The organism is Streptomyces sp. NPDC111628, from assembly GCF_055635195.1.
In genome coordinates this window covers 496,661-519,404 of sequence record NZ_JBVKBZ010000005.1, presented here as the reverse complement: position 1 = coordinate 519,404, position 22,744 = coordinate 496,661, and the positions used below count along the sequence as shown (strand labels likewise).

General features: G+C 74.0%; 21 protein-coding genes. 1 reads left to right on the top strand and 20 read right to left on the bottom strand.

Annotated elements, in window-relative coordinates:
* Positions 1–49: 49 nt before the first annotated feature.
* From ACZ7MF_RS28240 to ACZ7MF_RS28150, 19 genes are all read right to left on the bottom strand, one after another.
* Complete coding sequence (locus ACZ7MF_RS28240) at positions 50–715, bottom strand: response regulator (protein ID WP_471480818.1); 666 nt, start codon at positions 713–715, stop codon at positions 50–52.
* A complete protein-coding gene (locus ACZ7MF_RS28235; protein WP_471480816.1) occupies positions 712–2,139 on the bottom strand; it encodes a sensor histidine kinase in 1,428 nt (475 codons plus the stop codon). The genes ACZ7MF_RS28240 and ACZ7MF_RS28235 overlap by 4 nt, the downstream gene beginning before the upstream one ends.
* Before the next feature lie 14 nt (positions 2,140–2,153).
* On the bottom strand, positions 2,154–2,840 hold the full coding sequence (locus tag ACZ7MF_RS28230) for a response regulator transcription factor (protein ID WP_356867277.1): 687 nt from the start codon (positions 2,838–2,840) through the stop codon (positions 2,154–2,156).
* Positions 2,837–4,216 carry a sensor histidine kinase gene (locus ACZ7MF_RS28225; protein WP_471480813.1) on the bottom strand — a complete coding sequence of 460 codons (1,380 nt, stop codon included), beginning with the start codon at positions 4,214–4,216 and terminating at the stop codon, positions 2,837–2,839. The genes ACZ7MF_RS28230 and ACZ7MF_RS28225 overlap by 4 nt, the downstream gene beginning before the upstream one ends.
* Positions 4,209–5,435: an acyltransferase family protein gene (locus tag ACZ7MF_RS28220; RefSeq protein WP_471480812.1), complete on the bottom strand. Its 1,227-nt coding sequence runs from the start codon at positions 5,433–5,435 to the stop codon at positions 4,209–4,211. Before ACZ7MF_RS28220 ends, ACZ7MF_RS28225 begins: the two co-directional genes overlap by 8 nt.
* A complete protein-coding gene (locus ACZ7MF_RS28215) occupies positions 5,428–6,417 on the bottom strand; it encodes an alpha/beta hydrolase (RefSeq protein ID WP_471480810.1) in 990 nt (329 codons plus the stop codon). Before ACZ7MF_RS28215 ends, ACZ7MF_RS28220 begins: the two co-directional genes overlap by 8 nt.
* Positions 6,418–6,561: 144 nt before the next feature.
* Positions 6,562–7,461, bottom strand: a complete 900-nt coding sequence (locus tag ACZ7MF_RS28210) for an alpha/beta hydrolase (RefSeq protein ID WP_471480808.1) — start codon at positions 7,459–7,461, stop codon at positions 6,562–6,564.
* A gap of 163 nt (positions 7,462–7,624) precedes the next feature.
* Positions 7,625–8,836, bottom strand: a complete 1,212-nt coding sequence (gene kynU / locus ACZ7MF_RS28205; RefSeq protein ID WP_471480806.1) for a kynureninase — start codon at positions 8,834–8,836, stop codon at positions 7,625–7,627.
* A complete protein-coding gene (locus tag ACZ7MF_RS28200; protein WP_471480804.1) occupies positions 8,829–9,644 on the bottom strand; it encodes a tryptophan 2,3-dioxygenase in 816 nt (271 codons plus the stop codon). Before ACZ7MF_RS28200 ends, kynU begins: the two co-directional genes overlap by 8 nt.
* 145 nt (positions 9,645–9,789) lie before the next feature.
* Positions 9,790–10,203, bottom strand: a complete 414-nt coding sequence (locus ACZ7MF_RS28195; protein ID WP_471480802.1) for a DUF3151 domain-containing protein — start codon at positions 10,201–10,203, stop codon at positions 9,790–9,792.
* A gap of 197 nt (positions 10,204–10,400) precedes the next feature.
* Positions 10,401–11,855: an MFS transporter gene (locus ACZ7MF_RS28190; RefSeq protein WP_471480800.1), complete on the bottom strand. Its 1,455-nt coding sequence runs from the start codon at positions 11,853–11,855 to the stop codon at positions 10,401–10,403.
* 81 nt (positions 11,856–11,936) lie between these two features.
* The gene (gene fbaA, locus ACZ7MF_RS28185; protein WP_356867293.1) at positions 11,937–12,968 is read right to left on the bottom strand and encodes a class II fructose-bisphosphate aldolase; all 1,032 of its coding nucleotides are present in this window, start codon (positions 12,966–12,968) and stop codon (positions 11,937–11,939) included.
* A 154-nt stretch (positions 12,969–13,122) separates the two neighbouring features.
* Positions 13,123–13,671, bottom strand: coding sequence for an orotate phosphoribosyltransferase (pyrE, locus tag ACZ7MF_RS28180; RefSeq protein ID WP_007451719.1), 549 nt, complete (start codon positions 13,669–13,671; stop codon positions 13,123–13,125).
* A 10-nt stretch (positions 13,672–13,681) separates the two neighbouring features.
* Positions 13,682–14,470: an aldose epimerase family protein gene (locus ACZ7MF_RS28175; RefSeq protein WP_471480798.1), complete on the bottom strand. Its 789-nt coding sequence runs from the start codon at positions 14,468–14,470 to the stop codon at positions 13,682–13,684.
* A 136-nt stretch (positions 14,471–14,606) separates the two neighbouring features.
* Positions 14,607–15,449, bottom strand: a complete 843-nt coding sequence (locus ACZ7MF_RS28170) for an SRPBCC domain-containing protein (RefSeq protein ID WP_471480797.1) — start codon at positions 15,447–15,449, stop codon at positions 14,607–14,609.
* Between the two features lie 52 nt (positions 15,450–15,501).
* Positions 15,502–16,248, bottom strand: coding sequence for a response regulator (locus ACZ7MF_RS28165; RefSeq protein WP_471480795.1), 747 nt, complete (start codon positions 16,246–16,248; stop codon positions 15,502–15,504).
* Entirely contained in the window at positions 16,245–17,405 is a 1,161-nt protein-coding gene (locus ACZ7MF_RS28160) for a sensor histidine kinase (RefSeq protein WP_471480793.1), read from the bottom strand. Before ACZ7MF_RS28160 ends, ACZ7MF_RS28165 begins: the two co-directional genes overlap by 4 nt.
* A gap of 260 nt (positions 17,406–17,665) precedes the next feature.
* The gene (locus ACZ7MF_RS28155; protein ID WP_471480791.1) at positions 17,666–19,342 is read right to left on the bottom strand and encodes a polyamine aminopropyltransferase; all 1,677 of its coding nucleotides are present in this window, start codon (positions 19,340–19,342) and stop codon (positions 17,666–17,668) included.
* 143 nt (positions 19,343–19,485) lie between these two features.
* A complete protein-coding gene (locus ACZ7MF_RS28150) occupies positions 19,486–20,022 on the bottom strand; it encodes a DUF2617 family protein (protein WP_356867305.1) in 537 nt (178 codons plus the stop codon).
* A gap of 839 nt (positions 20,023–20,861) precedes the next feature.
* Here ACZ7MF_RS28150 and ACZ7MF_RS28145 point away from each other — a divergent pair.
* Positions 20,862–22,052, top strand: a complete 1,191-nt coding sequence (locus ACZ7MF_RS28145) for a pyridoxal phosphate-dependent aminotransferase (protein WP_471480788.1) — start codon at positions 20,862–20,864, stop codon at positions 22,050–22,052.
* A gap of 76 nt (positions 22,053–22,128) precedes the next feature.
* Here ACZ7MF_RS28145 and ACZ7MF_RS28140 read toward each other — a convergent pair whose 3' ends face one another.
* Positions 22,129–22,665, bottom strand: coding sequence for a YbjN domain-containing protein (locus tag ACZ7MF_RS28140; protein WP_003975279.1), 537 nt, complete (start codon positions 22,663–22,665; stop codon positions 22,129–22,131).
* Positions 22,666–22,744: the final 79 nt, after the last annotated feature.

Genomic DNA, 22,744 nt, shown 5'->3' with positions numbered 1-22,744 from the left:
GACGGACGATAGGAAACGACGGGCCCTCAGCGGAAGGGGCGACCCGGGATCAGCCCGGGGTGACCAGTCGGGCCTCGTAGGCGAAGACCGCCGCCTGGGTGCGGTCGCGCAGGCCGAGCTTCACCAGGATGCGGCTGACGTGGGTCTTGATCGTCGACTCGGCGACCACCAGGCGTTCGGCGATCTCCGAGTTGGACAGGCCCTGCGCGATCAGGACCAGGACCTCCGTCTCGCGCTCCGTCAGGTCGCCGTACGCCGCCTGTGCCGACGACATCAGGCGCGGGGCGTCGGAGAGCTTGGAGAACTCGGTGATCAGGCGCTTGGTGATGGAAGGCGCCAGGAGGGCCTCGCCCGCCGCCACCACCCGGACACCGTCCGCGAGCTGGCGGGCCGAGGCGTCCTTGAGGAGGAAGCCGGACGCGCCCGCGCGCAGTGCCTGGTACACGTACTCGTCGAGGTCGAAGGTGGTGAGGACCAGCACCTTGGACGTGCTGTCCGCCGCGACGATCTCCCGCGTCGCCTCGATGCCGTTCAGCTCGGGCATGCGGATGTCCATCAGGACGACGTCCGGGGCCAGCTCGCGGACCTTGGCCACCGCTTCCCGGCCGTTGACCGCCTCGCCGGCGACCTCGATGTCCGGCATCGCGTTCAGCAGGACCGAGAAGCCCTCGCGCACCATCATCTGGTCGTCGGCGATCAGTACGCGGATCGTCATGCTTCACCTTCGGTCTGGGCCGCGGCGACCGGCAGGAACACCGCCACCTCGTACCCTCCGTCGTCCGCCGGGCCCGCCGTCATCTCGCCGTTCAGCATCGAGACGCGTTCCCGCATGCCGGTGATGCCGTGTCCGGCGCCGGGCGACGCCTTGACCAGGGTGTTCGGCGGGACGGCGGTGTTGACCACGCGCAGGCCCAGGCCGCCCAGGACGTAGGAGACCTCGACGCGGGCCGTCGCGCCGGGCGCATGGCGCAGGCTGTTGCTCAACGCCTCCTGCACGATCCGGTACGCCGACAGCTCCACCCCGGGCGGCAGCTCGCGCACCGCGCCGGTCACCGCCTTGTCCACGGCCAGGCCCGCCTCGCGCACGTTGGCGAGCAGGGCGTCCAGGTCGGCGAGCGTCGGCTGCGGGGCGTCCGGGGCCTCGTAGTCCTCGGCGCGGACGACTCCCAGGACGCGGCGCAGCTCGGTGAGGGCCGCCACCGCGTTCTCCCGGATGGTGGCGAAGGCACGCTCCAGCTCCTCCGGCGGATTCTCCACCCGGTAGGGCGCGGCCTCCGCCTGGATGGCGACCACCGACATGTGGTGCGCGACCACGTCGTGCAGCTCGCGGGCGATGGTGGTGCGCTCCTCCAGCAGGGTGCGGCGGGAGCGTTCGTGCGCCGTGACCGTCTGCTGGGCGGTCACCTCCCTGCGGGCGGTCTGCCGTATGTGCCAGAGACAGACCACGAGCAGGGCGAACGCGGACGTCACCATCATGGGCCCGCTGTTCGAGTAGGAGTACGACCCGCCGAAGAAGGCGTCCGCGAGGAAGCCGTACACGCATGTCAGGACCCACATCCAGACAGCGGTGCGGGGCCGGGTGCGCAGCGCCACGACGATCAGCACCGCCAGGTGGCAGATGAACGCGCCGGGCATCCAGGGCCAGTCCCACCCGGCGCCGTTGACGAGCGCGACCAGCGGCGCCACGGCGAGGGACAGCCAGAACGCGCCGATCGGCCGCACCAGCGTGGCGAGCACCGGGAGGGCGCACAGGATGCCGCTCAGCAGGGCCGGCACGTCGCCGCCGGGCAGGTCGCCCGAGACCGCGCCGACGACGAAGGTGATGAACGCGAGCGCCCCGACCACCGCGTGCGGGAGGTGCCGCGCGTCCGAGCGCAGCCGGCCGGGCAGCCGGCGGACGAACGGGCCGTCCGTGTGCCGGGGCGGCAGAAGGCGGTAGGCGAAGGGGTCCTGGAACAGATCCTGGCGCAGTCCCCGCAGGGAGGTCCGGACAAGCCGGTACTCCTGGCTGCGGGTCCCGCCCTCGTGCTGCTGGTGAATCGTCTCGGTCACGCTCACACGGTAGGCCGACCGGGAGTGGCCGGTCGTCCCCGTGGAGAGGGGTTCCCGGGCATCCGTCTCAAGTACTACGGGGGGCAACTGCGCGTCGCTCCTCAGTAGCCCGAGGGGCGCACCAGCCCCGACTCGTACGCGAACACCGCCGCCTGCGTGCGGTCCCTGAGGCCCAGCTTCACCAGGATCCTGCCCACGTGGGTCTTCACCGTCTGCTCGGCGACCACCAGACGCTGGGCGATCTCCGCGTTCGACAGGCCCTGCGCGATCAGCGCGAGCACCTCCGTCTCCCGCTCGGTCAGCTCGCCGACGCGGGCCTTCAGCGGGGCGCGCGGGCGGTCGTCCAGCCGGGAGAACTCCGCGATCAGCCGTCGCGTGATCCCCGGCGCGAGCAGGGCGTCACCGGCGGCCACCACCCGGACCGCCTCGGCGAGCTGGTCGGCGGAGGCGTCCTTCAGCAGGAACCCGGAGGCACCGGCCCGCAGTGCCTCGTACACGTACTCGTCGAGGTCGAAGGTGGTCAGCACCAGCACCCTGATCTCCGGGGTGGCCGTGGTGATCCGCCGGGTGGCCTCGATGCCGCCCAGCTCCGGCATCCGGATGTCCATCAGGACGACCTCCGGCGCCAGCTCGGCGACCTTGGCCACGGCGTCCAGGCCGTCCACCGCCTGCCCGATCACCTCGATGTCGGGCTGGGTGTTGAGCAGCACGGTGAAACCCTGCCGGACCATCTGCTGGTCGTCGGCGATCAGCACGCGGATCACGCGGCCGTTGCTGCTGGTCGTCATGGGGTGTCGTCCTCGGTGGAAGGGTCGGTGAAGGGGGCGTCGGGCAGGTCGGTGCCGTCGGTCGGCAGGAACGCCGCCACCTGGTAGCCGCCGCCCGGCAGCGGGTGCGCCGTCAGGGTGCCGTCGAGCATCGCCACCCGCTCGCGCATCCCGAGCAGCCCGTGCCCGGCCCCCTGCGAGGGCGCGGGGGCGCGCTTCGGTCGGGTGTTGGAGACTTCCACGCGCAGCCCGGTCGGAAGGTGGGTGAGGTGGACGCGGGCGGTCGCCCCGGGCGCGTGCCGCAGCACGTTGCTGAGCGCCTCCTGCACGATCCGGTACGCCGACAGCTCCACGCCGGGCGGCAGTGCTCTGCGTGTCCCGCTGCTGCCCGTGGTGACGGTCAGCCCGGCGGCCCGGGTGTTCTCCACCAGCGCGTCGAGCCGGTCGAGGGTCGGCTGCGGGGCGTGCGGGGCGGCGCCGGCGCCCACCTCGGCCGCATCCGGCGCGTCCGGGTGCTCCGAACGCAGCACGCCCAGCACCCGGCGCAGCTCGGTGAGCGCCTCCAGCGCGTTCTGCCGGATACCGGCCAGGTTCTCCTTCAGCTCGTCCGGCGGGTTCTCCACGAGGAGGGGCGCGACCTGGGCCTGGATGGAGATCACCGACATGTGGTGGGCGACCACGTCGTGCAGCTCGCGCGCGATACGGCCGCGCTCCTCCAGCAGGGTGCGCCGGGCCCGCTCCTCGGCGGTGAGCGAGGTCTGCTGGGCGAGTTCCGTGCGCGCCTCCCGGCGGCCTCGCAGGGCGATGCCGAGGACGACGACGACCGTGAACAGGATGACGGCGAGCTGACCGGTCGGCAGGTAGTTCGACGCGCCCACCACGCCCTGCACCAGGTAGGTGGTGAGCGCGGTCAGGGCCAGCGCCTCCAAGGACACCCGGGTACGCACCCGCAGGGCGAGCAGCAGCATCACGAACAGGTGCCCGATGAGCCCGGCGGCCGTCCAGGGCCACGTGAACTCGTAGCCGCCCGGGACCATCTCGGCCCGCACCGCGATGGCCCCGACCAGCATGCCCGCCATCGACAGCCACCACGCCGCGACCGGCCGCCACAGCGCGAACACCATCGCGCCGGCCTGGGCGGCACCGATGAGGAAGGCGAAGCCCGGCTCGATCCCGCCGTTGTCCCCGAGTTGGGCGGCGTCGCCGAGCAGCACACCGAGTGCGGCCAGGCACACCACCCCGTGCGGGAACCAGCGCAGCCACACCGACGGCGGCAGCGGGTCGGCCCGCCAGGTCCACAGGTCGTCGTGGAGCACGCGCAGCACGCGCTCGGCCCGGGCCCGGGACCAGGCCCACAGCCGTTTCCCCCATCGCGTCACAGGCTCCACCCTAGACATGGCGTGCACCCGCCGTGGTCGCCCGGCGCCGCGGGCGGTGCGCGCGCACGACCCGGGTACGGCGCCGTCCTCGGCCGCGCTGCTCGCAGGAGCGGAACGTGGCCCAGCAGGCGGCCAGGACCAGCACGAACACCGGGAGCCAGGCGAGCCGGGCCGCGACCCAGTCCAGGCCGTCGGGACGCGTGTGCAGGCCGGGCAGCCGGCCCGCGAGGAGCCCGGTGGCCGTGGTCGCCATCAGCGCCGTCTGGTGCCAGAGGAAGATCGTCATCGCGGAGAGGTTGACCAGCGCGACCGCGGCCCACGCCACGGGCCGCCGCATCGCACGGCGCAGCCGCTCGCGCAGCAGCAGGGCGAGCCCGCACTGGGCCAGACCGAAGGTGACGGCGGCCAGGGTCGGCGGGTTGAGGTTCGACACCGAAGCGCCGGGGACGCCGACCATCGACGCCGGGTAGCCCGCCCAGGCGACGAGCGCCGCAGTCGCCGCCGTGCCGCCGGTCAGCAGGATCCAGCCCGATCGGCGGCGGTCCAGTTCACCGCGGGACCAGGCGGCGCCCAGGGTGTAGGGGACCAGCCAGCCGGCGGCGAGGTTGACCCAGCCGAGCCAGGACGGGGCGCCGAGACCGAAGCGCAGCAGGTCGATGTGGAGGACGACGACCAGCGGCCACAGCGGATGCAGCCGGGTCAGCAGCGGCGTCGCCGCGGTGAGCGCGGCGAAGACCAGCAGGAACCACATCGGGGACAGCGCCAGCTTCACCAGCGTGTGCACGGTCGCGAAGTCCGCGCCGGTGAGCAGGAGCAGCGCCGCCACCACCGTCCACAGGGTGAGGACGGCCGACACCGGGCGGAAGAGCCGGGACAGCCGGGCTCTCAGCCAGTGGCCGTAGGGCTCGCCGCGGGCGCGGGCCGACGCGTATCCGCGGCCGGCGACATGACCGCCGACCAGGAAGAACACGGCGAGGGTCTGGAAGGCCCAGGAGACCGGGGACAGCCAGGGCATGTCCCCCAGCGGGCTGGCCGCGTGCAGGCTGCTGCCGTCGGCGACCAGCGCCGTCACCAGCCAGTGCCCGAGGACCACCCCGAGGATGGCGAGGGCGCGCAGGGCGTCCACGGCACGGTCCCGGTCCTTGGGAGTGGCCGCGTCGATACGGGCGGCGGCCTCGCGCAGGGCGCCGCGCGCGAGCGACGGGATCCGGGTCGCAGCCGGGGCAAGGTCAGTCATGGGTCACCTCCGTGGTCTCGCCCAGGGCGATCCGGGCCAGGTTCGTCAGGGAGCGGGAGCCGGTGTCGAAGTAGTCGCTGTGGCCGCCGTCCCCGGCGTCGAAGACCCGGGCGCCGAAGGCCGGGGAGACCGGGTCCGTGCCGAAGCCGACGGTGGTGCCGAAGAGGTCGGCGCTGACGTGCGGAACGTGCTCCACCCAGTCGTCGGCGCCCCGCCCCGCCCAGATCCGGGCGTCGGAGTGCAGACCGGCGGCGGTGTCGGCGCCGGTGCCGGGGCTGCCGACCAGGGCGATGTCGGCCACGTCCAGGCCGTCGGCGGCGCGGGCGCAGACCACCGAGCCGTAGGAGTGGCAGAGGAGGGCGAGGCGGGTGCCGGGGCCGGTGATCCGGCGCAGGTCGTCGACCAGGTCGCGCAGCTCGGGGGCGGCCCGGTCGGCGCGGTCGGTCGTGGCGACGGTGGTGCTGACGGTGCCCGGTGTCTCGTAGCCGAGCCAGGCCACGACGGCGGTACGGGTGCCCGCGGGAGCCTCGGCGACGAGCTGCCGGTGCAGGGCCAGGGCGGCGGTGCGGAAGCGGCCGTAGGTGTCGAGGCCCGTGTCGGAGCCGGGGACCAGGACGGCGACGCGGTCGGCGTGCGCCAGGTCGCCGAAGACCTCGGTGGCCAGTCCGGCGCCCCGGCCGTCGAAGGCGAGGAGGTGGCGGGCCCGGTCGGCCATCGCCCGGTCCGCCGCCGCACGGTGACGGTCGCCGTGGTCGGCGGCCATCCGGGAGGCCTCGGCCGCGTTGGCCCGGTTGGCGGCGTACGCCTTCTCCAGCGTGGCGGCCGTCGGGGCCGCGAGAGCGGCGGGCGCCGGGGCGGGGATCTCGGGCCGCGCCGCCCCGGAGAGGGGGAGCACCACTGCGCCGGTGATGAGGGCGGCACAACCGGCGCGGCGCCATCCGCGCACCCGCCGCCGCCAACGTACCGTCGCCCCGGGCCCCATGGCCGCCCCCCTCCGGCGCGCCCGCCCACCGGGTGCGTCTACAGGGGAAGTTATGGATCGGGCCGGGTAACCCGCGTCCCGCCAGGGAACTCACCTGCGGGGTAGCTCTCAGGTACTACGGGTACGACGACACCGGCCGTCCGCTCACCAGGCCAGCTGCGCGATCTCCTCCGCCACCACCGCACACGCGTCCGCCGCCGGGTCGATCAGCGGGTAGTGGCCGACGTCCTCCAGCAGCGTCAGCCCCACCACCTCCCCGGCCTTCGCCGCCGCGTCCGCGTACGCCTCCGCGACCGCCTGTGGCACGTCCACGTCGGCGCGGCCCTGCACGAGAGTGGTCGCGATCCCGGTGGGCAGCAGCAGGGCGGGGTCCGCGTACGGGCGGCGCTCGGCGAACAGCTCGCCGTCGCCCAGCAGTTGCCGCGCCGCGCCACCGCACACGCCGAGCTCGTCGGCGGCCTCGAAGTCGGCGATCGGCGCGAGCGCGACCACGCCGCGCAGGGGCGTCGGGCGGTCGGTCCGCCACGGGGCGTCCGCGGGCAGCAGGTGCCTGGCGGCCGCCCACAGGGCGAGGTGACCGCCTGCCGAGTGGCCGGTGAGCACCAGGCGCCGCGCGTCCGCCATCGGCAGGTGCTGCCGGACCAGCTCCGGCAGCGCGTCCAGCGCGGCGGCCACGTCGTCGAACGTGTCGGGCCAGCGCCCCGCGACGGGCTCCCCACCCGCACCCTCCGCACCGGCCCCCTCCGCCCCGCGCCGGTACTCCACACTGGCCACGGCGAAGCCCCGGCCGGCGAGGAAACCGGCGAACGGGCTGATATGACGCCGGTCGTACGGGGCCCGCCACGAGCCTCCGTGCAGGACCACCACGACCGGAGCGGCGCCCGGGCCCGCCCCGCCGCGCGGCAGGTAGAAGTCGATCACCTGGTCGGGGTGGTCGCCGTAACCGGCGGTGCTGTCCGGTTCGACCGCCGGGTGGGAGAGGGCCGATTTCTCCTCCGCGGCGTCCCTCGCGGCAGCGGTGCCCGGTTCTGCGGCGTCCGGCATGGTCAACCTCTCAGCGACGGAACGGTGTTGGCGGACCGGAGGAAGGAAAGATTCGGCCGTTGGCGGGACGGTATCAGGCCGATGACGTGCGCGGACACGGGGATGTGACGCTGGGTGAGGACCGGACGGCGTGCCCGGTCCCGCCCCTGTTCGACCGCGCGACTCAGCCGGCCAGCGTCCGGGCCAGCACCCGCGCCGCCCGCTCCACGTCCGCGAAGCCGACGTACAGCGGGGTGAAGCCGAAGCGCAGCACGTCGGGGGCGCGGTAGTCCCCGACCACCCCGCGCTCGATCAGCCGCTTCATCACCTCGCCCGCGTCCTCGCAGCGCAGCGCGACCTGGCTGCCCCGCTCGGCGTGCGCCGCCGGGGTCACGGACTCCACGCGGCCGTCCGGGACGTACGCCCCGACGCAGCGCAGGAAGAAGTCCGTCAGCGCCAGCGACTTGACCCGCACCGCCGCCACCGAGACCCCGTCCTCGTCCCAGACGTCCAGCGCCGCGTCCAGGGCGAGCAGGGAGAGGATGTCCGGCGTGCCGACCCTCCCGCGCACCGCGCCGGAGGCCGGGGCGTAGGCGGGCCGCATGCCGAACGGCTCGGCGTGCGAGTTCCAGCCCGGCAGCGGGGAGTCGAAGCGGGGCTGGAGGTCACGGCGCACATACAGGTACGCGGGCGAGCCGGGACCGCCGTTGAGGTACTTGTAGGTGCAGCCGACCGCCAGGTCCACGCCGTGCTCGTCGAGCCCGACCGGCAGCGCGCCCGCGCTGTGGCACAGGTCCCAGACCGCGTACGCCCCCGCCGCGTGCACCGCGGCCGTGAGTCCGGGCAGGTCGTGCAGCCGGCCCGAGCGGTAGTCGACGTGGTTGAGCAGCACGGCGGCGGTGCGGTCGCCCAAGGCGCCGGGGACCTCGGCCGGGGCCACGGGCCGTAGGGCGCACCCCGTCATCCGGGCCGCCGACTCGGCGATGTACCCGTCCGTGGGGAAGGTGGTGGCGTCCACGAGGATCTCGTTCCGCCGGGGCCCGCTCTCCTGCGCCATGCGCACCGCGGCGACCAGCGCCTTGAAGACGTTGACGCTGGTCGAGTCGCCGACCACGACCTGTCCGGCGGCCGCGCCCACCAGCGGGGCGATCCGGTCGCCGATCCGCTCGGGCGCGGTCCACCAGCCGCTCTCCTCCCAGGACCGGATGCGCAGCTCGCCCCACTGACGCCGTACGACGTCCTCCACGCGCGCGGGCACGTGCGCGGGGAGGGCGCCCAGCGAGTTGCCGTCGAGGTACGTGACGTCGTCGAGGACGAACCGCTCGCGCACCGCGGCCAGCCGGTCGGCGGCGTCCAGCTGCTCCGCCTCGCCCGCGAGGCTCGTCGGCTCAGACATACGACCGCGCCGTCCACAGCTCGGGGAACACGTTGTTGCGAGCCCGCTTCTCCAGCCAGGCGACCCCGGCGGAGCCGCCCGTGCCGGTCTTGGAGCCCATCGCACGGCGGGTGGCGACCAGGTGGTCGTTGCGCCAGCGCCACACCAGCTCCGCGACGTCGGTGAGGGCCTCGCCGAGGCGGGCCAGCTCGCCGTTCTGGTCGCCGGAGTAGACGGCCGTCCAGGCGGCCTCCACCTCGGGGGCGGCCTCGTACTTCCGGGTGAGGTCGCGCCGGAGCACGGCGTCCGGGATGTCGTACCCGCGCCGGGCGAGCAGCCGGACCACCTCGTCGTACAGGCTCGGCTCGTGCAGCGCCTTCTCCAGTTCCGCGTGGACGCGGGGGGCGCCGCGGTGCGGGACGAGCATGGACGCGGACTTGTCGCCGAGCAGGAACTCCAGGCGGCGGTACATCGCCGACTGGAAGCCGGAGCCCTCGCCGAGGGCGGACCGGTAGGAGTTGAACTGTGCCGGGGTGAGCTGCCCCAGCGGGGTCCAGGAGGCGTTCAGCGCCTCCAGCTCGCGCACCGAACGCTTGAGCGCATCGGTCGCCACCGGGATCCGGTCCTCGCGCAGGGCGCGGGCGGCGGTCTCCCATTCGTGGACGATGACGGTGAACCACAGCTCCATGACCTGGGTCGTGACCAGGAAGACCATCTCTCCGGGATCGTCGGAGAGGGTGTGCTGGAGGTGGGTGAGCACGTCCGCCTTGACGTAGTCCTCGTACGGCGTGCTGCCCTCGAAGTCGAGATTCGGGGCGTCGTGGGACATCGCTGTCTCCTGATGTGCACGGGTAGCGGTCCGCCCTGCCGTTACCGGCACGGGGCCCCGGTCCCCAACGGCATCCTCCGCAATCGTCGCAGGAAACCGCAAGGCCCGCCCGCGCACGGCGGACGGGCCTCGTACGTACCCGGGGTCAGCCCAGGACCTCGGCCGCGGTCGGCGAGGAGTCCTTCAGGAACTGGCTGCAGCGCTCGTACTCCTCCTTCTCGCCGATCGCCTGGGCGGCGCGGGCGAGGGCGTGCAGGGCGCGCAGGAAGCCACGGTTCGGCTCGTGCTCCCAGGGCACCGGGCCGTGTCCCTTCCAGCCGCTGCGGCGCAGGGAGTCGAGGCCGCGGTGGTAGCCCGTACGGGCGTACGCGTACGACTCCACGACGCTGCCCCGCTCGAACGCCTCGTCGGCCAGGCGGGCCCAGGCGAGCGAGGACGTCGGGTACTTCGCGGCGACGTCGGCGGGAGAGGTGCCGCCCGCCAGCAGCTCGCGCGGCCCGGGGTCGTCGGGGAGGTGGGTCGGGGGCGGTCCCCCGAGGAGGTTCTCGTGAATGGCCATGGGACAAGTCTGCGGCATCGCCGGGGGCGGCCGGACGGGGCTGTCGGTGGGAGGGGGTGTGTTTGCCGGGTGCGGGTGCGTTGTGGCTGGGCGCGCAGTTCCCCGCGCCCCTTGGGGCGTGATCGGGGCGTTGGCCCAGAAGCACCCCGCGTCCCGTGCCGTGCGCGGTTCCCCGCGCCCCTTGAAGGCGGGGGCGGCTAGGCGGCTCGCTCCCCCTCCAGTGGCGGTGTCAGGACCGAGCCGTGGGTGCGGCACTCGGGGCGGGGGCAGTCCGGGGCCGGGCGGCGCACCGTGGTGAAGGCGATCAGGGAGCCCGCGACCAGGATCCCCGCGCAGATCAGCATCGCCGGTCCGAACGCGTCGTCGAACGCGTCGGCCGAGCGGTACGCCTCCTCCCCCATGCCGGTGAGCAGGGGCAGCGCGGCGACGGCGACCAGCCCCGCCGCACGGGCCGCCGCGTTGTTGATGCCGCTGGCCAGACCGGCGCGCGCGGTGTCCACGGCGGCCAGCACGCTCGCCGTCAGCGGGGCGACCAGGGTGACCATGCCGAGGCCGAGCACCAGCAGGGCGGGCAGCACGTCGGCGAGATACGAGGCGCCGGGACCGACCCGCAGCATCAGCACCATCCCGGCGGCGCAGAGCAGGGGGCCGACGGTGAGCTGGAGGCGCGGGCCGAGACGCTCGGCGAGTTCGCCGGAGCGGGCGGAGAGCAGCAGCATCAGGACGGTGGTCGGCAGCAGCGCCGTACCGGCGGCCAGCGCGGACCAGCCGACGACGACCTGGAGCTGGAGCGCGGCGAGGAAGAAGAAGCCGCCGAAGGCCGCGTACACGCACAGGGTGACCAGGTTGATCGCCGAGAACTGGCGGGAGGAGAAGACGTCGAGCGGCATCATCGGGTCCTTGCCGCGCCGCTCGACGAGGACGAAGGCCACGGCGGCCACCACCCCGGCCACCGCGCTGAGCGCCACCGCCCAGGATGCCGTACGGGCCTCGATCAGCGCGTAGGTGAGCAGCGCGAGGGCCGCCGCGCACAGGGCCGCGCCGAGGACGTCGAAGCGGGTGTGGGCGCGCTCGTCCGAGGACTCGGGGACGTGCCGCAGCGCGATCGGGGCGCACAGCAGTGCCAGCGGGACGTTGAGGAGGAAGACCCAGCGCCAGCCGGCCCCGTCGACCAGCCAGCCGCCGAGGAACGGCCCGATCGCCGCGCCGACGCCCCCGAACCCCGACCACAGGCCCACCGCACGGCCCCGGTCGTCGGCGTGGAACGAGGCCTGGATCAGGGCGAGGGAGCCGGGCGTGAGCAGCGCCCCGCCGACGCCCTGGAGGGCGCGGGCGGCGATCAGCACACCGGCGTTCGGCGCGAGGCCGCACAGCAGGGAGGCGGCGGCGAACCACAGCACGCCCAGGACGAAGATCCGGCGGCGGCCGAACCGGTCCCCGAGGGCGCCGCCGAGGAGGATCAGACCGGCCAGCGTGACCATGTACGCGTTGACGGTCCACTGGAGGGCGGCCAGGTCGGCGCCGAGGTCGCGCCCGATGTGGGGCAGCGCGACGTTGACGACGGTCGAGTCCAGCAGGGCCATGCTGGAGCCGAGGACGGTGGTCAGCAGGATCCACTTGCCCTGCGGTGAGGCGATCCGGACGTCGGGCATGCCCCAGATATACACCCCGGCGTGCAGCGAGCCCGGCGCGAAGTGCGCCGGGCTCGTGCGTACGGTCGTGTCGACCGGGTGTTACTTGATCTTCTGGCCCGCCGAGCGCAGGTGACCGCAGGCCTCCACGACGCGCGCGGCCATGCCGGCCTCGGCCAGCTTGCCCCAGGTGCGCGGGTCGTACGTCTTCTTGTTGCCGACCTCGCCGTCGACCTTCAGGACGCCGTCGTAGTTGCGGAACACGTGGTCGACGACCGGACGCGTGAAGGCGTACTGGGTGTCCGTGTCGATGTTCATCTTGACCACGCCGTTCTCCAGCGCGGTGGCGATCTCCTCGGCGGTGGAGCCGGAGCCGCCGTGGAAGACGAAGTTGAACGGCTTGCTGCCGGCCGGCTGACCGTACTTGGCGGCGATGCCCTCGTTCAGGTCCTTCAGCAGGTCGGGGCGGAGCACGACGTTGCCCGGCTTGTACACGCCGTGCACGTTGCCGAAGGACGCGGCGAGCAGGTAGCGGCCCTTCTCACCCAGGCCCAGGGCCTCGACGGTGCGGACCGCGTCGTCGACCGTGGTGTACAGGGAGTCGTTGATCTCGTGGGAGACGCCGTCCTCCTCGCCGCCGGTCGGGGTGATCTCGACCTCGAGGATGATCCTGGCGGCGCGGGCGCGCTCCAGCAGCTCCTGGGCGATGGAGAGGTTGTCGGCCAGGGTCTCGGCCGAACCGTCCCACATGTGCGACTGGAAGAGCGGGTTGCGGCCGGCCTTCACGCGCTCCTCGGAAACGGCGAGGAGCGGGCGGACGTACCCGTCGAGCTTGTCCTTGGGACAGTGGTCCGTGTGCAGGGCGACGGTGACGTCGTACTTCTCGGCGACGATGTGCGCGAACTCGGCGAGGGCGACGGCGCCGGTCACCATATCCTTGTTGTGCTGGCCGCCCAGGAACTCGGCGCCGCCGGTGGAGATCTGGACGATGCCGTCGCTCTCCGCCTCCGCGAAACCGCGCAGGGCGGCGTGCAGCGTCTGGGAAGAGGTCACGTTGATGGCGGGGTAGGCGAACTTTCCTGCCTTCGCCCGGTCCAGCATCTCGTTGTAGACCTCGGGAGTTGCGATGGGCATCTGTCCGCTCCTTGTATGTGCGGGTGGGCGTGTTGTTGCTTATGGCCCTGACCTAGGACTGGGGGGCGACGTCATCGTCGGCCCCATCCTTCCAGACGGAACGGGAATCCCCGAGTGGACCCCGGTCCCGTCTCGGCCCCTGGTACCCCTGGTGTCAGTCCAGGCCCAGCTCGTCCTTGTCGTACGCGTACAGGTACGGCACTCCCGCGCCGTCCTGGATCTTCTCGGCGGCGCCGGTCGCCCGGTCGACGATCGTCACGACGGCGACCACCTCGGCGCCGGCCTCGCGCACGGCCTCGACGGCGGTGAGCGGGGAACCGCCGGTGGTGGAGGTGTCCTCGACGACCACGACGCGGCGGCCCTTGATCTCCGGGCCCTCGACGCGGCGCTGCAGCCCGTGCGCCTTGGCGGCCTTGCGGACGACGAACGCGTCCAGCCTGCGGCCGCGCGCGGCGGCGGCGTGCAGCATGCTCGCCGCGACCGGGTCGGCGCCCATGGTCAGCCCGCCCACCGCGTCGAACTCCAGGTCGGCGGTGAGGTCGAGCAGCACCTGGCCGACCAGGGGCGCGGCCTCGCCGTCCAGGGTGATGCGGCGCAGGTCGACGTAGTAGTCGGCCTCCAGCCCCGAGGAGAGGGTGACCTTGCCGTGCACCACGGCCTTGTCCTTGATCTGCTGCAGCAGCTCGCCGCGTACGTCCGTCATGTACGCCAGCTTAAAGGCGGCGCCAGGCCCAGGTGGTCGTGGCCTCCAGCGGCTCCAGGGGCGTGACCAGGCGGGGAAGGGTGTTCAGGCCGTTGGGCGGGCCGGTCTGCGGCTCCACGCAGACGGCGGCCTCCTGCTCGTCGTACACCACGGCCCACGGCTCCCGGCTGGTCACCTTCAGCTCCAGCCGCCCCGGCCAGGTGAGGGTGACGTCGACGCCGTCGGGCATGCCGAAGCAGTCGTCCCAGGGGCCGGGCTTCGGCTCGACGCGGTTGCCGGTGGGGAGGTGGTCGTCGCCGCGCTCCTCCTGCCAGGCGGGGTCGAAGGCGATCTCCACGCCGGTGCCGTCGAGGGTCCGGTTGAACCAGGGGTGCCAGCCGATCTGCGCCGGGAAGGACGACTCGTACGTCTCCACGGACATCGACAGCGTGAGCCCGTCCTCGGCGAGCGCGACCACCTGGGTGACGCGGCCGGGGTAGGGCCAGGGATCGACGAGGTCGTACGTGATGACGGCCTCGTCGGCGCTGACGCGGGCGGTGCGCCAGGCGGCGTCGCGGGCGGTGCCGTGGATGGCGTGCGGCGGGGAGTTCAGCGGCATCTGGTGGACCACGGCGCCGTCGCTGAAGCGGCCGTCGCGGATGCGTCCGCACCAGGGGACCATCGGGAAGCAGCCGTAGCGCTCGCCCTGGCGGAGCAGCTCCGTGCCGCCGACGCGGAGTCCGCCGATCCGGCCGCCGTTGCCCGGCAGCACGGTCGCCTCCGCGTCGCCCGCGGTCAGCGTGATGGGTTCGTTACTCACGCCACGACCCTACTGGGGCGATCAAGGGCGCCCCACCCGGCGGTGGCTCCGCGGGGGCCCGGCGGGGGCTCCGCGGGGGCCCGGCGGTGACCCTGCGGCGGGCCCGGCGGTGACCCTGCGGCGGGTCCGGCGGTGGTCAGCGGCGTCTGCGCAGCGCGCGGCCCACCACGATCGCCGACGCCACGACCAGCGCCGCCGCGGGGGCGGCCCAGCGCAGGGGGGCGCCGACCGCGCTCGGCTGGGGCGCGGGCACGGGGGCGTACCGGCCGCGCGGCGGGGAGTGGTCCACCTCCTCGGCGCTGCGGCCGATCATCGTGCGGCGCGCGTGCGCGGCCTCGGCGGGGGGAGGGACGGCCGGCTCGTCGTCCGTGCGCCCGCCGCCGTCCGCATCCGCTTCGGCTTCCGCTTCCGCTTCCGCTTCCGCCTTCTCGCCCGCGTGCGCGTCTGCGTCCTCGTCGCTGTCCATGAGGGAGGACGGGGGGACCTCGGTGTCGAAGACGGAGGTGGGGCGCGGTTCGGGTCGCGGGCTCGGCTCCGGCTCCGGCGCGGGGGGCGCCTGCGCCGCCGTGCCCAGGTTCTCGGCGAACCGGGCCAGCAGCCGTGTCGTGGCCGACGCCACCGACTCCGGCGGCAGCTCCGTGACCCGCCCGTCCGCGGTGGCCGTCCCGGTGAACGTGAGGGTGGCGCCGCCCTCGGCGTCGTCCGCGCGCAGCGTCAGCGCGAGCGCGACCGCGCCGGTGCCGCGCGACTCGGTGGCGTCGCCCTCGACGGCGTAGGTGCCGTCCTCGCGCGCGGACAGGCGCAGGGAGCCGCGGTAGGTGATGGAGTGACTGCCGATGCGCACCTTCAGCCGGCCCGTGACGGGCTCGGCCCCGGCGTCCTGCTGGAGCCCCGGAACCGCCCGGGCGACCCGGACGGGGTCGGCCAGCACGTCCCTGAGCCGCTCGGCCGGAACCGGAACGAACACCTCATGCTCCATGTCACGCCACCCTACCCAGCGGGGGCCCGCCGCACCCCCCGTCGGCACAAAGTCACCCGGCGCCCGCGCTCCCCGGCGTCACCAGTCCCGTCTCGTACGCCACGACCACCGCCTGGGCCCTGCTGGTCAGGCCCAGCTTGGTCATGGTGCGGTTGAGGTGGGTCTTCACGGTGGCCTCGCTGATGAACAGCCGGTCGGCGGCCTCGGCGTTGCTCAGTCCGCGGGCGACCAGTTGCAGGACCTCGGCCTCGCGGCCGGTCAGCGTCGTCAGCTCGGGCGGCGGCGGACCGGCGTCCTGCGGGTCCGCGCGCCCCGTGTCCGTCATCCGCGTGAACGCCTCCACCAGGCGCCGGGTGACCGCGGGGGCGAACAGCGCGTCGCCGCCGTGCACCGCGGTGACCGCGGCCAGCAGCCGTTCGGGGCCCGCGTCCTTGAGCAGGAAGCCGGACGCGCCGGCCCGCAGGGCGCCGTACACGTACTCGTCGAGGTCGAAGGTGGTCAGGACGAGGACGCGGGGTGCCGGGTCCACCGCCTCGGCGAGGATCCGCTCGGTGGCCTGGATGCCGGTGAGGCCGGGCATGCGGATGTCCATCAGGACCACGTCCGGCCGGGTCCGCGCGGCCAGCTCCACCGCCTCGGCGCCGTCGGCCGCCTCGCCGACGACCTCCATGCCGGGGGCGGCGCGCAGCAGCGTGGCGAGGCCGGTGCGGACGAGGTACTGGTCGTCGACGACGAGCAGGCGGATCGGCCCGGCGGCGTCGTGGTGCGGCCCGTCCGGCGGGCGGTCTGCGTCGGTCATTCCCGCACGGAGTCTCCCCGGCGTGCGACTTGTACCGGCGTCGGAAGGGTCAGGCGCACGCCGAATCCACCCTCGCTGCGCGGGCCGACGGCGATCGTCCCGCCGTAGAGCTTGGCCCTCTCCCGCATCCCGATCAAGCCGTGGCCGCCCCGTTCGGCAGGTGTGACCGGATCCAGCCCCTCCACCGGCCCGCCGTCGGTCACCGACACCGTCACCTCGCCCGCGCGGTAGGCGAGTTCGACGGCGGCGTCCGCGCCGGGCGCGTGCTTGAGGACGTTGGTGAGGGCTTCCTGCACCACCCGGTAGACGCACAGCTGAACGCCTGGCGGCAGGGGGCGCGGGGTGCCGGTGACCCGCAGCTGGACGCCCACGCCGCCGGTGCGTACCCGGGTGACCATCTCGTCGAGCTGGTCGAGGCCGGGAGCGGGGGCGCCGTCCGCGCCCTGCACGCCGTCGGCGCGCAACAGGCCGAGCATGCGGCGCAGTTCGGCCAGGGCCTCGCCGCTGGCGCCCTCGATGGTGTCCAGGGCGTCGCGTGCGGTGCGGGCGTCGGAGCGGAAGACGAAGCGGGCCAGTCCGGCCTGGACGTTGATGACGGTGATGTGGTGGGCGACCACGTCGTGCAGTTCGCGGGCGATCCGCACGCGTTCCTCGGCGACCTCGCGCCGGGCCCGGTCGGCCTGTTCGGCCCGCAGACGCAGCGTCAGCTCGCCGGTCCGGCGGGCCACGTACCCGAACCGCCACAGCACCAGCGGGAAGCCCACGGCCTGCCCCGCCACCGAGGCCATGGCCCCGGAGTCGCTGCGCAGCCCGGCGTAGATCCACACCCCGGCGAGCAGGGCGGCGCAGGCGGCGGCGGTGCGGGTGGGGCGCTGGGCGGCGACGGTGTAGACGGCGAGCATCGGGCCGAAGGAGCCGACGACGGGCCAGTAGTCGAGGGTGACGTAGAGCGCCCAGCAGGCGTGGACGGCGAGGCAGACGGTGACGGGGGCACGGGTGCGCAGCACGAGGGGGAGGGTGAGCACGGCGACGAGCGTCCAGGCGAGCGGGTCGAGCGCGGGCCACCCCTGGGCGACGGCCTCGGTGCCGAGCAGGACGGCCACGGTCGTCAGCGCCGCGGCGATCAGGCCGTCGGCCGCCAGGGGGTGCAGGCGCATTCCCGCAGCGTAGGTCCGCCGCCCGGCGTCGGCGTCATCCTTCTGCCGTACCGCGGAAGTTGCAGGAACCGGGCGACTACCGCGCCGGGTTGGCTCCGGTCTCCACCCACCGCCGGATTCCGGGACGCGCGGGGCGGCCGTAGATTCTCGGTGCGAGCGATCCACCGGGGGGTGTGGCGGTCCGTCCCGCACCTGGGGGAGGGTCGGGCCGCCGCACGGGGACGCGGTGGATCGCGGTCGCGGCACCCGTGCGGGCGGGCTCAGAACCGCGGATGCACGAGCGTGGAGGGCGGCAGCCCGGTCATCCGGGTGCGGGCCGCGTCGCGGGCGCCCCGGGCCAGGGAGTCCTGGGTGAGGCTGTGCGGGCGGGGTGCCGCCGGGTCCAGGCGCAGCGCGGGGGCCGTGCGCGCGGCCAGCAGGAAGCCCCAGCCGCGAGGCGCGGGAGCCTCCGCGGCCGCGCGGCGGGGGCCGGGCCCGGAGTCGGCCTCGGAGCCGGAGTCGGAGTCGGAGTCGCGTGCGCCGACGCGGTAGGCGACGGCGGGCAGGCGCGCCGCGCGGAGGGTGGCGTCCACGGTCCAGAAGGCGCGGGGGTGTGCGCCGTCCGGGCCCGCGTGGACCGCCAGCCGCCCGTCGGGCGCGAGCACCCGCCGCAGCAGTCCGTAGAACTCCTGGGAGTACAGCTTCGTGCTGGCCGTGTTGCCCGGGTCGGGCAGGTCCGAGATCACCACGTCGTACGTCGCGGAGGGCGTCGCGCGCAGCCGGTGGAAGGCGTCGCCGGTGAGGACGTGGACGCGCGCGTCGCCGTAGGCGTGCTCGTTGAGGGTGGACAGACCGGGGTCGTGCCGGGCCAGCCGGGCGAGGCCGGGGTCGGCTTCGAGGACGTCGACGCGGCGCACGCCGGGGTGGCGCAGCACCTCCCGCGCGGCCAGGCCGTCGCCGCCGCCGAGGATCAGCACGCGCGCGTGGGGGCCGCTCATGGCGGGGTGCACCAGCGCCTCGTGGTAGCCCCGCCCGTCGCTGCCGCGCACCCGCAGCCGCCCGTCGAGGAACAGGTCGAGGGGCCGCCCGTCGGCCTCGCCGGTGAGGACGATCTCCTGCACGTCGGTCCGGACGGCCACGCGGACGTCCTGGCCGTACACGGCCTGCCGGGCCGCGCGTTCGAAGTCGTCGGCGAGGACGGTCGCGGTGGCGAGGAGGGCGAGGACGACCACGTTGGCGATCAGCAGCAGCCAGCGCGCCCGGCGGGTCAGGTCGCGCCGGAACAGTCCGAGGACCAGGGCGGCGCCGACCACCGCGTTGACGGTGCCGGTGAGCAGCGCGCCGGTGAGCTGGCCCAGGAAGGGCAGCAGGACGAACGGGAAGGCCAGGCCGCCGACGAGCGCGCCGACGTAGTCCGCGGCGAACAGGTCGGCGACGGCGCCGCCCGGGTCCTGCCTGCGCACCCGCTGGATCAGCTCCATGAGCAGCGGCACCTCGGCGCCGATCAGCACGCCGATGGCGAGGGAGAAGGCGACCAGCAGGATGCGCGGCCCGTCGGCCCACAGGCCGCCCCAGCCGCCGGTCCAGGCGAAGACCGCGTACAGCAGCATGGCGCTGGAGCCGCCGACCAGGGCGAGCGCGGCCTCCAGCGCGCCGAAGCCGGCCGCCGCCAGGCCGCGCAGCCGTTTGGCGGCGAGCGAGCCGAGGCCCATGGCGAAGACCATGACGGACAGGACGACGGACGCCTGGGTGACCGAGTCGCCGATCAGGTACGAGGCGAGCGCGACGAGTTCGAGTTCGTACACGAGCCCGCAGGCCGCGCACACGAACACGCCCGCCAGCACCAGGAACCGCCCGACGGCCGGCCGGACGGGCAGCCGCGCGGGCGCTTGTGGACCGCAGGGGCCGCCCCAGGACGGCGGAGAGCCGGGCGGGGCGGGCGCGTGCGGTTCGATCACGCAGTGACGTTACGTCACTCCAGCGCTGCGCTTCGTCACCCACACGTGTGAACCTCGGGGCCGGTCGGGCACCGCAGGTTTATTCGGTCCCCGCCCGCTCACGCCCGCCGGTGCCGCCCACCACGCCCGCCGGTGCCGCCCGCTCACACCGCGGACGGGCTGAGCCGGGCCGTCGGCACCCGCACGCCCACCCGCGTCCGGGTCGCCACCAACTGGCCGTCCTGCGGATAGGCGTGCCAGGTCCGCCAGTGCACCTGCCCCTCGTGCCGCTGGGCCAGCAGCGCGGTGAAGGCGTGCGGACTGCCGGGGAAGACACCGGCCAGGCCGTGCGGATGGTCGGAGACCAGGGCCAGCAGTTCCTGGGCCCGGCCGGCGAAGGAGCCCGGCGTCAGCACCTCGACGCGGGCGGCGAACTCGTACTCCCAGTCGCCCACCCGCTTGGCGACGCCCAGGGGCAGGGGGGTACTGCTGCCGGGGATGCACGCCACCGTCTCCGAGCAGCTGCCCCGCTCCTCCTCGAGCAGGACTTGGTGGGAGGCGCCGAGCAGCCTCAACTGAAGGCGTGCGTCCGTCAGTTCGACGTCGAGACAGGCGAGCGCGGGCAGCGGCTCGCGGCCCAGGGTCCAGGCCAGGTCGGCGGCGCGGGTGTCGGTGTAGGCGGTATTCAGGGTCGTGAGCATGGATCGGCTCCGCAAGCACACAAGGAGAGGAAGGTGTGGGGCCTGCGCATCCGTGGCACTGCCGGGGATGCGGCCCGCTCAGCCCAGTCGGCCGGTCAGGAGGGGGGTCAACAGGTCGTCCGAGGAGCTGCGTTGGTGAGGGAGAGCGAATCATGAACGATGGCGCCGCCACAGCGTTTTTACCCAACTTCGTGACGTTTCCATCCCTCAGGGGGCTCCACAGCTCAACTGTTCAACCCGGGCGCACACCCCGCCCGTACGGAGTGCGCCGGGCGTGGGAGCGCCCACCGGGCGTGTGACCCGGCGGGCGCTCGTGGTGGGGACGCGGGGCCCGGCCCCAGGAGCGGGCCCCGTGCAGGGGATGCGGTTCCCCCTGTGCAAAGGCTCAGCTGCCCCGTGTCAGCCGCCGCCTCCGCCGCATCCGCCGCCCCCTCCCCCGCAGGACGACCCGCCTCCGCAGGACGAGCCGCCACCGCAGGAGTGGCCCGAGTGGTGGCCGCCGGAGGACGAACCGCCCCCGTCACCGGCCCACCAGCTGTTGGTACTGCCGCCGCTGCCACTGCCGCCGCCCGAGCCGGACCAGGGCCTGCCCCGCCCGGCGCGGGAGGCGCGCCGGCTCACCGAGATTCCCCTGATCAACAGGGCTGCGACCAAGACCAGAACAATGCCTGTGACCATGGCTCCACCCTCCTTCCGTTCCCGGGCTCGCGCCCGGAAGTCCCCCGAAGCAGTCCCCCGTCGGACGCCTCGCTGCCTGTCGGTGAACGGGAGATGCCCCTCGCCGCCACGCCCCAAAGCAGAGTTGAGGAAGTCCAGAGCTTCGGCGCAGGATGACCGGCATGACCTCGATGAGCTCCAGCGCCCGCCCCCTCCTGAACCGCCGGCTCGCGGAGTTCGGGACGACGATCTTCGCCGAGATGTCCGCCCTGGCGGCGCGGACCGGGGCGATCAACCTCGGCCAGGGCTTCCCCGACACCGACGGCCCCGAGGAGATCCGCGAGGCCGCCGTACGGGCACTGCGCGACGGGCGCGGCAACCAGTACCCGCCGGGCCCCGGCGTCCCCGAGCTGCGCGCCGCCGTCGCCGACCACCAGCAGCGCCGCTACGGCCTGTCCTACGACCCCGACACCGAGGTCCTGGTCACCGCCGGCGCCACGGAGGCCATCGCGGCCGCCCTGCTGGCCCTGCTGGAGCCCGGCGACGAGGTCGTCGCGCTGGAGCCGTACTACGACTCGTACGCGGCCTGCATCGCGATGGCGGGCGGCACCCGCGTGCCGGTGACGCTGCGGCCGCACGAGGGCACGTTCCGCCTGGACCTGGACGAGCTGCGCGACGCGGTCACCGACCGCACCCGCCTGCTGCTGCTGAACACCCCGCACAACCCGACGGGCACGGTCCTGACCCGCGACGAGCTGGCCGCGATCGCCGAGCTGGCGGTGGAGCGGGACCTGCTGGTGGTGACCGACGAGGTCTACGAGCACCTGGTCTTCGACACGGCCGAGCACCTCCCGCTGGCGTCCTTCCCCGGGATGCGGGAGCGCACCGTGACCATCGGGTCGGCCGGCAAGACGTTCTCGTTCACGGGTTGGAAGGTCGGCTGGGTCACCGCCGCACCCGCCCTGCTCACGGCGGTCCGCTCGGCCAAGCAGTACCTGACGTACGTGGCCTCGGGACCCTTCCAGTACGCGGTCGCCGAGGCGCTCGCGCTGCCGGAGTCGTACTTCACCGCCTACCGGCAGGACATGGAGGCGAAGCGGGACCTGCTGGCCGCGGGCCTGGCCCAGGCGGGCTTCGGCGTGTACCGCCCCGCCGGGACGTACTTCGTCACCACCGACATCCGCCCCCTCGGCGAGCGCGACGGCTTCGCCTTCTGCCGCTCCCTGCCCGAGCGCGCGGGCGTCGTCGCCGTCCCCAACGCGGTCTTCTACGACCACCGGGAGGAGGGCGCACCCTTCGTGCGGTTCGCGTTCTGCAAGCGGACCCCGGTGCTGGAGGAGGCCGTGCGGCGGCTCAAGACGCTTTCGGGCTGAGCCGCACGGCAAGGAGAGAGCCCGGCCCCCGCGGCAGCGGGCGGCCGGGCTCTCCCGGTGGTGCCGTGAGGTCGGACTACTCGCCGTCCTCGTCGGTCGGCTTCTCCGACTCGTTGACGTCCTGCTCCAGGCCGAGCTGCTCCACGAGCCACCGGTCGAACTCGATCGCGGCCCGCACCCAGCTGACCGTCGAGGAGACGAAGTGCTCCAGGCTGACGCCCATGCCGATCAGCATCTGCGCCTCGCCGATCAGGCGGACCGTGCCGTCGTCGTGGGTGTGGGAGTACACCTTGGGCCACAGGGTGCGCCGGTTCCAGTCGTCGACCGACTCGAGCAGCTGGGGCTTCTCGTCGATCTGGTGGGACCGGTCGTAGAACGTCCGCACCGAGAAGACCTGCTGGTCACCCTCGCCGCGGAACATGAAGTACGTACGGAACTGCTCCCACGGCGCCGCGAGGTCGCCCTCGTCGTCGACGACGTACTTCAGCTCCATCTGTTCGAGGAGCTGCTTCACAAGATCCTGATCCGGGACGACGGGGCCCGCCGGTCCTTGGGGCTGCGGCTCGGGCTGCTTGCCCCCGAAGTTCGGAATCGAGGACGGGTCGATGCTCACCGTGAATTTCCCTTCGTACGGATCCGGCCATCCTCCCCCATGCGGGGAGGGGCGTGGCAAGCCCACCCGGGGCCTGTCA